Below are 16,053 nucleotides of genomic sequence, written 5' to 3'. Positions count from 1 at the left end.
CTCCGGCGCCGCTCCCGGCTCACTTGCCCGCCTCACCCCGTCCCGCTCCCCGCCTCACTCCCCCAGCCGCTCCCCTTCACCGATCCGCACCCCGCGCGCCCAGTCCGCGCCGCGCATCGGCTTCTTGCCCTGCGGCTGCACCCACAGCAGTTCCACCGCGTGGCTGCCGGTGCCGGCGTACACCGCCTTCTTGGTGACGGCGAGTTCGCCGGGGGCCAGGTCCGTACGGTCCGTCACCAGCCCGACCGTCAACAGCTTCAGCCGCTCCCCCCGGAAGACGGTCCACGCGCCGGGCGCGGGCGCGCACCCGCGCACGACCCGGTCCACACGCAGCGCGGGCGCCGTCCAGTCCGCCTTCGCGTCCTCGACCTCGAGTTTGGGCGCGAGAGTGATGCCGTCGGCCGGCTGCGGCACCGGCGTGAGCGTGCCGTCCTCGATGCCGTCCATGGTGGCGGCGAGCAGCCCGGCCCCGGCGAGGGCCAGCCGGGTCAGCAGGTCGCCGCTGGTGTCGGTCGCCCGTACCTCCTCCGTCACCACCCCGAACACCGGCCCGGAGTCCAGCCCTTCCTCGATGAGGAAGGTGGAGGCGCCGGTCACCTCGTCGCCCGCCAGTACGGCGTGCTGCACCGGGGCGGCGCCGCGCCATGCGGGGAGCAGCGAGAAATGCAGGTTGACCCAGCCGTGCGCGGGAATGTCCAGGGCCACCTTGGGGAGCAGTGCCCCGTAGGCCACCACCGGGCAGCAGTCCGGCGCGATCTCCCGCAGCCGGGCGAGGAAGTCCTCGTCACGCGGTCTGGCGGGCTTGAGCACCTCGATGCCGGCCTCCTCCGCGCGCTCGGCGACCGGGCTGGCGACCAGCCGCCGGCCGCGGCCGGCCGGGGCGTCGGGCCGGGTGACGACGGCGACGACCTCGTGCCGGTCCGAGGCGATCAGGGCATCCAGGGCGGGTACGGCGACCTCGGGGGTGCCGGCGAAGACGAGCCTCATGGGTGGCGTACTACCTCTCACACGCTGCGGAACGGCGCACCAGTCTATGGGCCACACCTTCGGGGGGCGTGCGAACAGACGCGCGCCCCTCATTGGAACCCGTACGCCCCCATACCGTGACCGAAGCCGCGTCTGTCGCGTTGGTCAAGCAGCATTGACCGACCGGGCCGCCCTCGCGGCCCGCTCGTTTTCACCTTCTTGTCACGATTCTCTGCACATTCAACGCCGGTTCGAGAGGCTTGTTCATGGCCGACCACGCAACCCACGACGCCCAGGCACGCGCCAGCCTGCACCTACTGGTACGGGACATCGAGCGGGTCCGCCGGCAGGTGGACGCCCTGCGCACCCTGACAGCTCAGCTCGGCAACGTCTACCGGCCGCGGCGCACCGGCCCGTCCGCCGGCTTCGTCGTCTACGGGCGCGCCCCTGCCCCGACCGTACGTCTCGCCCAGGAACTGCGCGACAGCGTCGAGACCCTCGTCACGGCGGCGGTGGACTTCGACCGTTCGCTGGGCTTCTCCTGGGACGCGGTGGGTTCCGCCCTGGGCGTCACCAAACAGGCCGTGCACCGCCGTTACGGCGCCCGTCGCTCCACCTCCCAGCCCGGCCCGGAGACCGGTGACGCGGTCCGTACACCCGAGCCGTCGGCGGCCCGCGGCCTGGCCGTCTCCCCCGGTCTGCCGAGCGCACCGGCCGTCCCTGCCGCACGTACGCTGCCGGGCCAGGCCTCCGTCCCCGCGCGGGAAGAGGCGCGCCCCGGCGTCTTCCCCGGCCCCCGCAACGGCTGACCACGCCCACCGCCCCGGCCCGCCCCCGGGGCGGCCCCTCTTGCCTCCCACCCCAGCCGCGCCCACCGCACCACCAGCACCAGCACCAGCACCAGCACCAGCACCAGCACCAGCGGACCCCCTGCCCGGCTACCCGAGATCGGGCGGATCGATCCGCACCCGCACCGCCTCCCCCTCCCGTTTGACCAGCCGCGCCGCCTGCGCCGTCTTCAAGGCCGCCGCCAGCGCGGCACCCTGGCCGGGGCGTACCCGTACCAGCGCCCGTTCCCACTCCTCCCCGGGCGGCGGGTCCCCCGGCCGGCGCGGCCGTCCCGCGTCGGGAGCCGGCACCGGTACGGGGCCCAGCACCTCGGCACCCTCCGGCAGCCCGGCCGCCGCGAGCATCTCCGCCACGTCCTCGGGACGGCCCGTCACCGACGCCATCCGGGACACCGGCGGGAAGCCCAGCTCGGCCCGCTCCGCCAGCTCGCGCACCGCGTGCCCGGCCGGGTCCCAGCGCACCAGCGCCTGTACGGGGCGCAGCGTCGCCTCCGCGATGACCGCGACCGTGCCGCCCTCCGCATGGCCCCGGACCAGCGCCGCGGCCTGGAGCCAGCGCCGCAGCGCCTCCTCGCCCGCCCGCAGGTCGGGACGGCTCAGCAGCGCCCACCCGTCCAGCAGCAACGCGGCGGCGTAACCGCCCTCGGCGACCGGCTCCGCGCCCGGCGTGCTCACCACCAGGGACGGGGCGCCGGGCACCGTGTCCAGCACATGGTCGCGCCCCGACGTGCGCACCGGCACCGCCGGAAACGCCCGTCCCAGCTCCTCCGCCGTCCGCCGCGCCCCCACGATCTGGGCGCGCAGCCGCACACCTCCGCACTCCCCGCAGCGCCAGTCTCCCTCCTCACGCCCGCACCAGCCGCACCGCAGCTCGCCCGCGTCCCGCGCCTCCAGCGGCCCGGCACAGGTCCGGCAGCGCGCAGGCTCCCGGCACCGCTCGCACGCCAGCCGCGGTACGTATCCCCGCCGCGGCACCTGCACCAGCACCGGCCCACGCCGGAGCCCCTCGCGCACCACCTGCCACGCCAGCGTCGGCAGCCGCGCGGCCCGAGCCGCCGCGTCCCGCGCCTCGTCGGCGTCACCGACCGTACGGACCAGCGGCGCCGCGGCCCGTACCTGCTCACGCTCGGCCGTCAGCGGGCGTGCCCAGCCCGTCTCCACCAGCTGCGCCGCCTCGACCGTGCAGCTCAGCCCGCCCAGCAGGAAACCCGCCCGCTCCGTCACCGACCGCTGCAACAGCACTTCCCGCGCATGCGGCTGCGGCGCGTGCGGATCACTGTGACTACCGTCCCCGTCATCCCAAATGGCAACCAACCCGACATCGCGCACCGGCGCGAACATCGCCGCCCGCGTCCCGATCACCGCCCGCACCGCGCCCCGGCTGACCGCCAGCCACCGGCGGTACCGCTCCTCGGGCCCGGCATCGGCGCTCAGCACCACATGCCGCCCCTCCCCGATCAACTCCCCCAGCGCCGCGTCCACCCGCGCGGCGGCCCGCCCGTCCGGCAGCACGGCCAGCGCCCCACGCCCCGAGGCCAGCGTCGCGGCCATCGCCCGCGCCAGCTCCTGCGGCCAGTACGGCCCCGGCAACGCCGTCCACACGGCACGCGGCGTGTCCCCCCGCCCCAACGCCGCCAAGAACCCGGGACCCGCCGGATACCTGCTCCAACTCCCTGCCTCCGGAGGCGCGTCGACCGGCAGCAGCTCCCCGCTCCCCCGCCCCTCCACCCGCGCCCGCCGCGGCGGCACCGCCAGCTGCACCACGTCCGCGAGCGTCCCCGCATACCGGTCGGCGACGGCCCGGCACAGCCCCAGCAACTCCGGCGACAGCACCCGCTCCGGCGACAGCACCTGCGCGATCGGCGCCAGCACCCCCCGGTACTCGCTCTCCGCCACCCGCTCCACCACGAACCCGCTGACCAGCTTCCCCCCTTCCCGCCGGCCCCCCTTCTCCCCGGCCCCGAACCGCACCCGCACCCGCACCCCGGGCTGCGCCTCCGCGTCCATCGCCGCCGGCACCGCGTAGTCGAAATACCGGTCGAGATGCACCAGCCCCTTGTCCACCAGCACCCGCGCCACCGGCAACCGCTCCGCCAGCTCGGCCCCCCGCCACGTCCGCGGCTTCGCCCGCGCCGCCTTCGTCCCCCGCACCGCCTCCCGAATCAACGCAAGCTGCTCCGGCTCCGCACCCGGCCCGTCGTCTTCCCTGCTCACAGCATCAGTCTTAGCAGACGGGACTGACAGCGGCGGTGGCGCCGGGGACGGGCCCGAGGGGTCGACAGGGGGCGGCCGTTCCGGTTCGCTGCCTCTCCGGGCCACGCCCGGAACACGAAGAGGAAACGGGAAACCGTCCGGCTGCCTTGTCGGCATCGGCTCGACGCCAGCAGGCTGACGTCCGGAGCCGGGACCGCCCGAGCGGCCGCACGGTCGACATGCCGGAGGTTCACGTGTCGAAGCAGCCGATCGCGTTCGGAACCGCACTCCGAAAGCGCCGCACGACCGCGGGGTGGTCCCTCACCCGGCTGGCCATGGCGGTGCACTACAGCAAGGGCCACCTGAGCAAGGTCGAGACGGGACTCAAACGCCCCACGTCCGAGCTCGCCCGGCTCTGCGACGCCGCTCTGTGCGCCGACGGCGCACTGACGGCGCTGGTGCCGCCACCGGAAGCGACGGAGGCGGCGCCCCTCCCCGAGTCCCGGCCCGACGAAGAGGTGTGGATCATGCAGTGGGACGCAGACGGCTCGGTCCGCTTCGCCGCCATGGACCGCCGCCGTGCCCTGGCACTGGGCGCCTCCTGCCTGCTCGCCGTGGCCGCGGGCGAGGAACCGGCCACGGCGTCCCCGGTGGACGCCGGGCTGCTCCAGGCCTCGCGGGCGATGTTCGACCAGTACCGCCGACTGGGCCAGTACGCGGAACCCGGTGCCCTGGTGCCGCCCCTGGTGGCCCAGGCCCAGGCCTTACGCGATCTCGCCACCCGCTCGGCAGGCGGAACCCGGCGCGGACTTCTCGTCCTGGCGTCCCGCTACGCGGAATTCGCGGGGTGGATGGCCCAGGAGTCCGGCAACGACCGCGCCGCGTCATGGCTGACCCGGCGCGCGGTCGACCTCGCCGAAGCCGGCGGCGACCGGCACCTGGCGACCTACGCGCTGGCCCGGCAGGCGTTGATCTCCTTCTATGCCGGCGACGCCCCCGCGACCATCGACCTGTCCGGACGGGCAGCGGCCACCAAGGACGCGCCACCGCGCATCAGAGGCCTGGCCGCTCAGCAGGAAGCACAGGGGCACGCTCTCGCCGGGGATCACCGGGCCTGTATGCGCCGGCTGGAGACCGCACGCGCCTTGCTGGGTGCCGACACCGAAGACCCCGATCTCCCGGTCATCGGGAGCAGCAACCTGACGGACCCCGTCTCCATGGCGACCGGTTGGTGCCTCTACGACCTCGGCCGTCCGCAACAGGCCGCCGACATCCTCGACGCCGAGACCGCCCGGCTGCCCGGCCATTCCGTACGCAACCAGGTCCGCTACGGCATGCGCCGCGCGCTCAGCCACGCCGCGGCCGGCCACATCGAGCACGCCTGTTCCGTGGCGGGGGCACTGCTCGGGCCCGTGTCCCAGGTCGGTTCGGCAACGGTCCAGGCCGATGTACGACGGCTGGCCCGCCTGCTGACCCGGCACAGCTCGAATGCCGCGGTGCGGGAGATCACCCCGCAGCTCACTTCGGCCCTGCGCCCCACGGCCTGAATTTCCCCGCCGGCGTCGGGGAACCGTCCGCGCCGGACGTCGTCCCGCACCGGTCACTGTCCAGTACCGAAATGGAGATTCTGCGATGCAGCAACCCGAGATATTCATCAATTACCGCACGGCGGACGCACCGGACGGTGCCGCTCTCATCGAAAATCATCTGTCCCAGCGGTTCGGTACGGAGCTGGTCTTCCGGGACGGTAAATCGATTCCGGCGGGCAGCCTCTTCCCGGAAGCCCTGCGGTCAGCCGTACGGAACTGCAGCGTGCTGCTGGCCGTCATGGGGCCACGCTGGCTGGACGGCCTTCTCGGACAGACAGCGGGCGGCGGGGACGACTGGACGTGTCGCGAAATCGCCGAGGCGCTGGAGAGCGGAGCCCAGGTCATTCCCGTACTCATCGGTCCGGACACCACCCCGCCGGCCGCCGACCGTCTTCCGGTCGGCATTCGCGAACTGACGCGCCGCCAGTTCCGCCGGGTCTCCTCCTACACCTCGCACCACGACCTGGACCTGCTCGCCGACGAGCTCGCCCGGCTGATTCCCCGGCTGGGTGCGGCGGATTCCCGTACCGCCCGGGACGGCGACGCCGGAACGAAGACCCGCAACACCGTCGACGGCAATCACGGCACGGTCTTCCAGGCGGGCACCATCGGCACCGCGCTCAACAAGCCGAGCGGTGCCGTGCACAGTGGCCAGGGGAACCAGTACGTGAACTCGCACCAAGGCGACCAGTACACCCACTCCAACCACCAGTCCGGGGGAAGTGGCGTACACGTCACCGGTGGCAACCAAGGCGGTATCAGCTTCCACGCCACTCCGCCCCAGGACGAGAGCGACGGCCGGTGACCGAATTCATCGGGACGGCTCTCGGTGACGCCTCCGGCCCGCTGCATTCGGGAACCGGCGATCAGTACGTCTACTTCGGCTCATCACCCACCGGCACTCCCCGCCGCCCTCCACGCGACGCCGCCCGGGACGAACTCTTCCGACTGCACCGCCGATTCGTCTTCCCGCCGGGTTTCGACCAGGCCCGGGACCGCCTTTCGGAATACCGCACCGTATTGATCAGCGGCCCGGTCGGCAGCGGGCGCAGCGCGGCAGCGCGCGAGCTGCTGTACGAGCGGCAGCAGGGCAGCGGCAGCCGATTCGTCAGGCTGCCGGACCGGGTGGAGGAGAACGACGGGTCGGGCGGGTCCATCCTTCACCCGGACGATGTTCAGCAGTCCGACTTGATGCTGCTGGATCTCACGGCCGCCGGGCCGGACGTCCTGGAGCAAGCACAACGGGAGATGTCCGAGTTCCGCGCCGCCGTGCAGGCGAAGTCCGCCTGGCTCACCGTCGCGCTGCCGTCCGAGGCCCGTGTCCGCGACGATCTGAGCGGCTTACGCGTCCCGGTGGGCCGGCCGGAAGCCCTCAAGGTGCTGCGCAGGCATTTGCACGCCGAGCGCATCATTCCGGAGGAGGCGGAATTCTCCCGTGGCGAGCTGACCTCGTTTCTCGCCACCGCGCACATGCGCGAGGTCGCCCAGTTCGCGGACCTCGTCAAGCAGTACCGCGACCAGCAGAGCCCGGATACCGGTTACTTCAAGGACTGGCTGGAACGCGCGCTGGCGGCCACCCTCCGGCGGCAGACTGAGGTGCGCGAGATTCTGGAGCGGTCCTCCGGTGCACAACGGGCCCTCTTTCTGTCGTGCGCCATGCTGCATGGAGCCCGCGGACAGACCGTCCAGAAAGCGGCTGCCCAATTGCTGCAGGCCGCGGACGAGCCGCATGTGGTGCAACCCCTGCTCAGCCGTACGACACTGCCGCAACGCCTGTCCGACGTCGGCGCGGAACTGACGGCCGGGGGCCGGGTGGAATTCCGCGGCCTTCGCTACGACGAAGCGGTCAGCGACTGCTTCTGGGACGATTTCCCGGAATTACGGCCCGTCCTGCGCGTCTGGACGGACCGCCTGGTCCGGGACTCCGCTGCCGCCGGCGAGAAGCCTGACGCTCTTGTCCTGCGATATGCCCGGCAGTGTCTGCGCACCGAAAGCCCCGAAGAGCTGTCCGGAACCGCGGTCGCGTGGGCCTCCGCGTCCGGCGGAACGCCGTCGTGGCTGCATCGATCAGCCTACCTCGCCTTGGACACCGGACTGCGCGACGAGACGCACGGTGGTCATTTCCGGGAGAAGACCTACGAATGGGCGACCGGGCGGCAGCCGAGCCCCGGCTTGGTACGGGTCCTGGTCGGTGTCTGCTCCGGGGCCATGGCCGTCCAGCACCCCGACAGCGCTTTGGTACGGCTCCTTCACCTCGCCCGCCGGGAAACCGCCGATACCGCGCCCATCGCCCACGACGCACTGTTCGACCTGGCCTTTTCCGAAAGCCGCCTGACACGACGCCTGCTGGACCGTATCGACCGCGCCTGGAGCCGGTCTCTCTCCGCCTGGCGCCGCGCCCGTGAAATCGAGTTGTTCTGGCGGCTCGCCGAACCGGAGCGCTTCGCCGACCCGGGAGGACGGGCCCGGCCACTGATAGCCGAACCAGTCGTACGGCGGCAATTGACCGCCGGCTGGCGCGCAGTTCTCGCGGCGCGTCCCTTTGCTGATTGCCGTGCCAGAACGGCCGACTGGCTGAGGACTGCCCGTAAGTGGCCGGCTGCGCGGGAAAACGTTCTGGACGTTCTGGTGCAGGCCTGTGAGGGACGCGGCGAACTTCTCGGCGAAATCTACGCATTGGACTGGCACCTGCCGTGCGCCTTCGGAGAAGAGCAAGCGGCGAAGGCGGACGTCTCAGCACTGGTCTGGCGCAAAATCAATGCTGCCCAGCACGTGAGCAGCTGACTCGGGGGACAGGAAAGATGAGTTCGGGCCATAAAACCTTCACCATGTTCGTCACGGTGATCGGCGAACTGCTCGTCGCCATCGCCGGGCTGGCGCTGGGCTGGCAGCCGTTGTGGCTGTGGCCCGTGCTGGCCCTGTCCCTGCTGGCCGGAGCGGTCACCGTGTTCGTGGTCACCGACCGCAGGAAGCCGTTGATCCCGCGGGAGGCGCTCGCCGACCCCGATCTGCCGATCCCTCCCAGAGAGCCGCAGGAACGTTTCATCACCGAGGTGGCGCTGCCCAGTCAGTCACCCGACTACGACTTCCTCTTCTCCGCCCGGATCCGCTGGGCCGTCCTCGACGAATCCGGTTACGGCCCTCCGGTGAGCCCCGGCGGCCTGGCTGTGAGCGCGATACTGGAGCGCGCCCGCGCCGTCACCGCTCAGCAGCTCCCGCAGCGCTGTTCGCTGATCCAGCACCAGCTGGGCGGAGTACTGGGCACCATGCAAGGCGATGCGTCCGGCCGGGTCCTGGCGATGGCCGACGCCGTCACTCTCACCCTGAGCGAGCCCGACCGTGACCGGCTGAGCAAGCTCTCGACCGTGCGCAAGGACGAGGCCGTCTGGGAGCACGAGCGCAAATACGAGAAGAGCAAACGCGCGTACCTGGGCGACGACGTACTCAAGGACCCCGGCAGCGCCGTCGTCTGGTACCTGTCCCGGAACGAGGAAGCGATCGAGCACACCGTCGATCTGATCGGCACCCTCACCCGGCTCGCCGGAGCGGCCAACACCAGGGATTTCCCCGAACCCGTCGAGGAAGCGGAAGCGGAAGCATCACCGTCGGCCGACGGGTACCGCCCGCACACCCCGTGGGAGGACTTCGCCACCGGTCCGGAGGACGGCGAGCCGGGCCCCGGTTCCGGAACCGTCGACTGTGTCGGCCTCCTGCTGAAGGAGCTGGGCATCCCCGGCACAGCGGAGGGCGCGATGCTGGCCCAACGCGTCGCGGAGAACATCGCCAAGTGTTCCGGCCCGGTCGCGGCTGAAGCGGCAGCAGCCGTCCGCGATCATTTTGCTCCGCCCGCTCCCCCGCCGTACGAGAGCGCCGTTCAAGAAGAAGACCCGGACGCCGGGGGTCCCGGACTCGGCCCGTCTTCACCCGGGGATCGCGGCCCCGAACCGCCTTCGCCTCAGGAGCCGCCACCCGCGCCCCGGCCCTGACCCCACCCGCACGCCAAAGGCCCGCCCCAGCGGGGGCGGGCCTTCAACGCTGTGCGAGTACGAAATCTGTCGGAGCCTTACAGCCCCACAGCCCCCCGCAGCGCCTCCACGCGGTCCGTGCGCTCCCACGTGAACTCGTCCAGTTCGCGGCCGAAGTGGCCGTAGGCGGCGGTCTGGGCGTAGATCGGGCGGAGCAGGTCGAGGTCGCGGATGATGGCGGCCGGGCGGAGGTCGAAGACCTCGGCGATGGCGTTCTCGATCTTGTCGACGTCGACGGTGGCGGTGCCGAAGGTCTCGACGAACAGGCCCACCGGCTCGGCCTTGCCGATGGCGTAGGCGACCTGGACCTCGCAGCGGGCGGCCAGCCCGGCCGCTACGACGTTCTTGGCGACCCAGCGCATGGCGTAGGCGGCCGAGCGGTCGACCTTGGACGGGTCCTTGCCGGAGAAGGCGCCGCCGCCGTGGCGGGACATGCCGCCGTAGGTGTCGATGATGATCTTGCGGCCGGTCAGGCCGGCGTCGCCCATCGGGCCGCCGATCTCGAAGCGGCCGGTGGGGTTGACCAGCAGGCGGTAGCCGTCGGTGTCCAGCTTGATGCCGTCCTCGACGAGCTGGTTGAGGACGTGCTCGACGACGAATTCGCGGATGTCGGGGGCGAGCAGCGAGTCGAGGTCGATGTCCGAGGCGTGCTGGGAGGAGACGACGACGGTGTCGAGGCGGACGGCCTTGTGGCCGTCGTACTCGATGGTGACCTGGGTCTTGCCGTCGGGGCGCAGGTACGGGATGGTCCCGTTCTTGCGGACCTCGGACAGGCGCTTGGAGAGGCGGTGCGCGAGGTTGATCGGGAGCGGCATCAGCTCCGGGGTCTCGTCGCAGGCGTAGCCGAACATCAGGCCCTGGTCGCCCGCGCCCTGCTTGTCCAGCTCGTCGGTGTCTTCACCTGCGGCGGCACCCTCGACGCGCTTCTCATAGGCGGTGTCGACGCCCTGGGCGATGTCGGGCGACTGTGCGCCGATCGAGACGGAGACGCCGCAGGAGGCGCCGTCGAAGCCCTTCTTCGACGAGTCGTAGCCGATCTCCAGAACCTTGTTGCGCACGAGGTTGGGGATGTCGGCGTACGCCTTCGTCGTCACCTCGCCGGCCACATGGACCAGGCCGGTGGTGATCAACGTCTCGACGGCGACCCGGGAGGTCGGGTCCTCCTTCAGGAGGGCGTCGAGAATGGTGTCGCTGATCTGGTCAGCGATCTTGTCGGGGTGACCCTCGGTGACGGACTCCGAGGTGAACAGGCGGCGGGACACATCGCTCCCTGGGGTTGCAGCGGCTGCTGGCTGATCATTGGTGGAAAGGCCGAGAGCTGCGCTCGGCGCGATCCGGGGCCAGTTTATCGGTCATGAGCCGCGTTCGGGCACGTAGTCTCGATTTCTGGACCCACCGTGACCTGGGACACCTTGCCGGAAAGAGGAAGATCTTGTTCCGACAGCGGCCCGGAAGAGGGGCTCCGATCACGGAAAAGGCGGGGAAGGAGGGGGCTACGAGGCGGTCAGGCGGGGGGCCACGAGGTCCCAGATCCGGTCCGAGAGGGCTTCCTTCGGGCCGTACGGTACGGGGGTCTCGGCGCCGTCGGCGGCCAGGATCACCGCTTCGTTCGCGGCCGATCCGAACGCCTTGTGGTCGCCGACCTCGTTGACGACCAGCAGGTCGCACCCCTTTCGGGTGAGTTTGGCCCGGCCGTTGGCGAGGACGTCGTCGGTCTCGGCGGCGAAGCCGACGACCACCTGGCCGGGACGCGGGCGGTCCGCGGAGATCTCAGCGAGAATGTCCGGATTGCGGACGAGGGCCACCGGCTCGGGCTCCTGGCCGTCCTGCTTCTTGATCTTGCCGGTGGCGTACGCGGCGGGGCGGAAGTCGGCCACGGCGGCCGCCATGACCACCGCGTCGGCGTCCGCCGCGGCCTTCAGCACGGCCTCGCGGAGCTGGACGGCCGTACCGATGTGCACGACGTCCACCCCGGCCGGGTCGGGCAGCTCGCTGTTGCCGGCGACGAGGGTGACGCGGGCGCCGCGGGCCACGGCGGTACGGGCGAGCGCGTACCCCTGCTTGCCGGAGGAACGATTGCCCAGGAAGCGGACCGGGTCCAGGGGCTCACGGGTGCCGCCGGCGCTGACGACGACGTGCCGGCCCGAGAGGTCGCGCTCCAGCCCCCGCGGGCCGCGGGCCAGGACGCGGCGGCACGTCTCGAAGATCTCGGCGGGGTCCGGGAAGCGGCCCTTGCCGGTGTCCACGCCGGTCAGACGGCCGACGGCGGGCTCGATGACGACCGCGCCGCGGCGGCGCAGCGTGGCGACGTTCTCCTGGGTGGCCGGGTGCTCCCACATCTCCGTGTGCATCGCCGGGGCGAAGATCACCGGACAGCGCGCGGTGAGGAGAGTGTTGGTGAGCAGGTCGTCGGCCAGGCCGTGGGCGGCCTTGGCCAGCATGTCGGCCGTACAGGGGGCCACCACGACCAGGTCGGCGGACTGGCCGATGCGTACGTGCGGGACCTCGTGGACGGATTCCCACACCTCGGTGGAGGCCGGGTTGCCGGAGAGCGCGGACCAGGTGGCCTCGCCGACGAAGTGCAGGGAGGCCGCGGTCGGCACGACCCGGACGTCGTGCCCGGACTCGGTGAGCCGGCGCAGCAGCTCGCACGCCTTGTAGGCGGCGATGCCGCCGCTGACACCCAGGACCACCTTGGGGCGGCGGTCCGGGCCGTTCCCCTCCACCGCGCCAGTTCCGCCCGCTGCCCCGGCGGCCGGCTGCTGCGGCTCCGGCCGCGGCTGTGTCGGCTTGTCCATCGCGTTCTCTCCCCACGCCGTGGGTTCCGTCCCCGTGGGGTGCGGACCCGGTTGGTCATCTCTCCCATGACACACCAAGGGCCCGGCAGCGGCGCTGCCGGGCCCTTGGTGAAGGCATCGGGGCGGAATCCTCAGGACGCCGTACCGCTCGACGCCGTACTGCTCACTGAGCCGGGCCCTCGACGGCCTCGGAGGTCAGCAGGCCCGCGTTGATCTCACGGAGCGCGATGGACAGGGGCTTCTCGTGGACGTGGGTGTCGACCAGCGGGCCGACGTACTCCAGCAGGCCCTCGCCGAGCTGCGAGTAGTACGCGTTGATCTGACGGGCGCGCTTGGCGGCGTAGATCACGAGGCTGTACTTCGAGTCGGTTGCCTCGAGAAGCTCATCAATCGGCGGGTTGATGATGCCCTCGGGCGCGGTGATGGAAGAGGACACTCTCTGCCTTCCGAAGGGGGGTGAAAACCGGTGTAAAGATCAAAGAACCTTCATCAAGGCTAGCAGCTCGCGGCTGACGGCCTCGACGGAGGTGTTGACCAGGGTGACGTCGAACTCGGTCTCGGCCGCGAGCTCGACCTTGGCGGCCGTCAGGCGGCGCTCGATGACCTCGGGCGCCTCCGTGCCCCGGCCGGTGAGCCGGCGGACCAGCTCCTCCCAGCTCGGCGGAGCCAGGAAGACCAGCTGGGCCTCCGTCATGGACTCGCGGACCTGCCGCGCGCCCTGGAGGTCGATCTCCAGCAGGACGGGCTCGCCGGCCTCCAGGCGGTCCTGGACGGCCTTGCGCGGCGTGCCGTAGCGGTTGCCCGCGAATTCGGCCCACTCCAGCAGTTCGCCGTTGGCGACGAGCTTGTCGAATTCCTCGTCGTCCACGAAGAAGTACTGGACGCCGTGCCGCTCCCCGGGGCGCGGCTTGCGGGTGGTGGCCGACACCGAGAGCCAGACCTCGGGGTGGACCTTGCGCATATGGGCGACGACCGTGCTCTTCCCGACCCCGGAGGGGCCGGAGAGCACGGTCAGCCGCGGACGGGAGTCCGGGGATGCGGGGGATGAGCCCCGGGGTGTTGCAGCCATGCGGCGATTATTCCAGTTCCCCGGCGGTGCCAGAAAACTCAGCTGGCCTTGCTGCCGAATTCCCGCTCCAGGGCAGCGATCTGGTTGGTGCCCAGACCGCGGACCCGGCGGCTCTCGGAAATGCCGAGCCGCTCCATGATCTGCTTGGCGCGGACCTTGCCCACGCCGGGCATGGACTCCAGGAGGGCGGAGACCTTCATCTTGCCGATGACGTCGTTCTCCTGGCCCTGCTTGATGACGTCATGGAGGGAAGCGCCGGAGTTTTTGAGCCGATTCTTGACCTCGGCGCGCTCCCGGCGAGCCGCGGCGGCCTTCTCGAGCGCGGCTGCGCGCTGTTCAGGGGTAAGGGGCGGAAGAGCCACGCCTACGTCACCTCGGATGTCGAACTGTCGGATAAGGACCGGTGTGGAACCTAGTCGCCCCGCATCTGCGGAGCAACGAGCAACGCGCTTACGTGCACTGCTCTCGTCGGAGACTAGCGGCCAAGGCGCTCGGAGTCAGCGAGAACAGACGAAAAGTCCTGGTCAGACTCTGCTGACCAGGACATATCGGGACTAAAGTCCCTGCCGTTCGACCGCTGTACGCACCTCGTCGACCGCTGCGCGCACTTCGTCGGCGCATCCGAGGGCGGCCGCGCGAAGTGCCGCGACGTCCGGACCGTGCCGCAGCACCCCCCGGCTGACGCTCGGCACGACATTGCGGACCGCCTCCCCGAAGACCCGCGGGAGGTCCGCCGGAGTAGCGCCCTGCGCGCCGATGCCGGGCGCGAGCAGCGGCCCGCCGGTCGCCAGGTCGTACGAGGACAGGTCGCCGAGCGTGGCGCCGACGACGGCCCCGTAGGAGCCCAGCTCCCCCCGGCCGGCGGCGTCGGCGTTCTCCGCCTTCAGGTGGCCCAGTACGGTCGCGGCGACGGTACGGCCGTCGGCCCGTACGGCGTGCTGGACCTCCTGCCCCTCGGGGTTCGAGGTCAGCGCGAGGGCGAACAGGCCGCAGCCGTTCTCCCGGGCCAGCTCGACGGCCGGGCGCAGCGACCCGTAGCCCAGGTACGGGCTGACCGTGACCGCGTCCGAGAACAGCGGGGAGGCCGGATCCAGGTAGGTGGCGGCGTACGCGGCCATGGTGGAACCGATGTCACCGCGCTTGGCGTCCATCAGCACGAGGGCACCGGCCTGCCGGGCCGCCGCGACGGTCTCCTCCAGGACGACGATGCCGCGCGAGCCGAAGCGCTCGAAGAAGGCGGACTGCGGCTTGAGGACGGCGACGCGGTCGGCCAGCGCCTCGACGACGGTCCGCGAGAAGGCCGCCAGGCCCGCCACGTCGTCGCTCAGGCCCCAGTCGGCCAGCAGGGAGGCGTGCGGGTCGATGCCGACGCAGAGCGGGCCGCGTGCGTCCATGGCGGCCCGCAGACGGACACCGAAGGGTACGGAGCTCACGAGGTCACCTTCTTGTGCTCGGCGCCGACGGCGTCGGCGAGGGTGGCGTACGGGCTGTTGCGCAGGCGGGCGGCCAGGCCCTTGTGGATCGCGCGGGCGTAGAACGGGCCCTCGTAGATGAAGGCGCTGTAGCCCTGTACGAGAGTGGCACCGGCGAGGATGCGCTGCCAAGCGTCCTCGGCGTTCTCGACGCCGCCGACGCCGACCAGGGTGACGCGGTCGCCGACACGGGCGTACAGGCGGCGCAGCACCTCCAGGGAGCGGGCCTTGACCGGGGCGCCGGACAGTCCGCCGGTCTCCTGGACCAGGGCCGGATCGGAGGCCGTCCCGAGGCTCTCGCGGGCGATGGTGGTGTTGGTGGCGATGATGCCGTCCAGGCCCAGTTCCACCGCGAGGTCGGCGACCGCGTCCACGTCCTGGTCGGCGAGGTCCGGGGCGATCTTGACCAGCAGCGGGACGCGGCGCCCGGTGACGGTGCGGTCGGCCGCCTCGCGGACCGCGGCGAGCAGCGGCCGCAGGTGCTCGACGGCCTGGAGGTCGCGCAGGCCGGGAGTGTTCGGCGAGGAGACGTTGACGACCAGGTAGTCGGCGTGGCCGGCGAGGCGCTCCGTGGAGGTCACGTAGTCGGCGATCGCCGCGTCCTCCGGGACGACCTTGGTCTTGCCGATGTTGACGCCCAGCGTCGTGCGGAAGACCGGGTTGCGGGCCGCCAGACGGGCCGCCACGGCCGCCGAACCGTCGTTGTTGAAGCCCATGCGGTTGATGAGCGCGCGGTCCGGTACGAGGCGGAACAGGCGCTTCTTGGGGTTGCCCGGCTGCGGCTCGGCGGTGACCGTGCCGATCTCGACGTGGTCGAAGCCCAGCATGGCCATGCCGTCGATCGCGACGGCGTTCTTGTCGAAGCCGGCGGCCAGCCCGAAGGGGCCGTGCATCCGGCGGCCCAGGGCCTCGGTGCGCAGCTCCTTGTAGCGGGGGGCCAGGACGGCCGCGGCGAAGGTGCGCAGCACCGGGACGCGCGCGGCCAGCCGGATCCAGCGGAAGGCCAGGTGGTGGGCCTTCTCCGGGTCCATGCGCTGGAAGATCAGTTTGAAGAAGAGGGAGTACACGAGCGGGCGGGGCCTTCCGCGGGTCG

General features: G+C 71.6%; 14 protein-coding genes. 5 read left to right on the top strand and 9 right to left on the bottom strand.

What is annotated here, in order from left to right; genetic code table 11:
• Positions 1-54 precede the first annotated feature (54 nt).
• The gene (gene fmt, locus JXZ78_RS27665) at positions 55-987 is read right to left on the bottom strand and encodes a methionyl-tRNA formyltransferase (RefSeq protein ID WP_030017383.1); all 933 of its coding nucleotides are present in this window, start codon (positions 985-987) and stop codon (positions 55-57) included.
• Positions 988-1,232: 245 nt separating this feature from the next.
• Between fmt and JXZ78_RS27660 the strand changes: the two genes are divergently transcribed.
• A complete protein-coding gene (locus JXZ78_RS27660; RefSeq protein WP_030017382.1) occupies positions 1,233-1,775 on the top strand; it encodes a hypothetical protein in 543 nt (180 codons plus the stop codon).
• Between the two features lie 129 nt (positions 1,776-1,904).
• Here JXZ78_RS27660 and JXZ78_RS27655 read toward each other — a convergent pair whose 3' ends face one another.
• Entirely contained in the window at positions 1,905-4,028 is a 2,124-nt protein-coding gene (locus JXZ78_RS27655; RefSeq protein WP_238783422.1) for a primosomal protein N', read from the bottom strand.
• Between the two features lie 233 nt (positions 4,029-4,261).
• Between JXZ78_RS27655 and JXZ78_RS27650 the strand changes: the two genes are divergently transcribed.
• From JXZ78_RS27650 to JXZ78_RS27635, 4 genes are all read left to right on the top strand, one after another.
• Positions 4,262-5,554, top strand: coding sequence for a helix-turn-helix domain-containing protein (locus JXZ78_RS27650; protein WP_030024555.1), 1,293 nt, complete (start codon positions 4,262-4,264; stop codon positions 5,552-5,554).
• An 85-nt stretch (positions 5,555-5,639) separates the two neighbouring features.
• Positions 5,640-6,401 carry a toll/interleukin-1 receptor domain-containing protein gene (locus JXZ78_RS27645; protein WP_050503026.1) on the top strand — a complete coding sequence of 254 codons (762 nt, stop codon included), beginning with the start codon at positions 5,640-5,642 and terminating at the stop codon, positions 6,399-6,401.
• A complete protein-coding gene (locus JXZ78_RS27640; RefSeq protein ID WP_030024553.1) occupies positions 6,398-8,380 on the top strand; it encodes a hypothetical protein in 1,983 nt (660 codons plus the stop codon). The genes JXZ78_RS27645 and JXZ78_RS27640 overlap by 4 nt, the downstream gene beginning before the upstream one ends.
• A gap of 17 nt (positions 8,381-8,397) precedes the next feature.
• Complete coding sequence (locus tag JXZ78_RS27635; protein ID WP_030024552.1) at positions 8,398-9,582, top strand: hypothetical protein; 1,185 nt, start codon at positions 8,398-8,400, stop codon at positions 9,580-9,582.
• Between the two features lie 77 nt (positions 9,583-9,659).
• On the opposite strand, the gene metK is transcribed toward JXZ78_RS27635, so the two are convergent.
• The 7 genes from metK to JXZ78_RS27600 form a co-directional block, all read right to left on the bottom strand.
• Positions 9,660-10,883, bottom strand: a complete 1,224-nt coding sequence (metK, locus tag JXZ78_RS27630) for a methionine adenosyltransferase (RefSeq protein WP_030024550.1) — start codon at positions 10,881-10,883, stop codon at positions 9,660-9,662.
• Between the two features lie 231 nt (positions 10,884-11,114).
• Positions 11,115-12,419, bottom strand: a complete 1,305-nt coding sequence (gene coaBC / locus JXZ78_RS27625) for a bifunctional phosphopantothenoylcysteine decarboxylase/phosphopantothenate--cysteine ligase CoaBC (protein WP_238783421.1) — start codon at positions 12,417-12,419, stop codon at positions 11,115-11,117.
• A gap of 163 nt (positions 12,420-12,582) precedes the next feature.
• Entirely contained in the window at positions 12,583-12,855 is a 273-nt protein-coding gene (gene rpoZ / locus JXZ78_RS27620; protein WP_003982715.1) for a DNA-directed RNA polymerase subunit omega, read from the bottom strand.
• Positions 12,856-12,894: 39 nt separating this feature from the next.
• The gene (gene gmk / locus JXZ78_RS27615; RefSeq protein WP_033040058.1) at positions 12,895-13,488 is read right to left on the bottom strand and encodes a guanylate kinase; all 594 of its coding nucleotides are present in this window, start codon (positions 13,486-13,488) and stop codon (positions 12,895-12,897) included.
• A gap of 38 nt (positions 13,489-13,526) precedes the next feature.
• Positions 13,527-13,850 (bottom strand): integration host factor, actinobacterial type, encoded by a 324-nt coding sequence (gene mihF, locus JXZ78_RS27610; RefSeq protein WP_030024544.1) that lies wholly within the window; start codon positions 13,848-13,850, stop codon positions 13,527-13,529.
• 192 nt (positions 13,851-14,042) lie between these two features.
• Positions 14,043-14,921, bottom strand: a complete 879-nt coding sequence (pyrF, locus tag JXZ78_RS27605) for an orotidine-5'-phosphate decarboxylase (protein ID WP_030024543.1) — start codon at positions 14,919-14,921, stop codon at positions 14,043-14,045.
• Positions 14,918-16,027 (bottom strand): quinone-dependent dihydroorotate dehydrogenase, encoded by a 1,110-nt coding sequence (locus tag JXZ78_RS27600; protein WP_030024542.1) that lies wholly within the window; start codon positions 16,025-16,027, stop codon positions 14,918-14,920. The genes pyrF and JXZ78_RS27600 overlap by 4 nt, the downstream gene beginning before the upstream one ends.
• Between the last annotated feature and the right edge of the window lie 26 nt (positions 16,028-16,053).

The sequence above is a fragment of the Streptomyces monomycini genome, from assembly GCF_022271435.1.
In the GTDB taxonomy this organism is placed as follows: Bacteria; Actinomycetota; Actinomycetes; order Streptomycetales; family Streptomycetaceae; genus Streptomyces; species Streptomyces monomycini.
The sequence above is the reverse complement of the archived record's forward strand: the minus strand, read 5'-3'. Positions and strand labels throughout refer to the sequence as shown.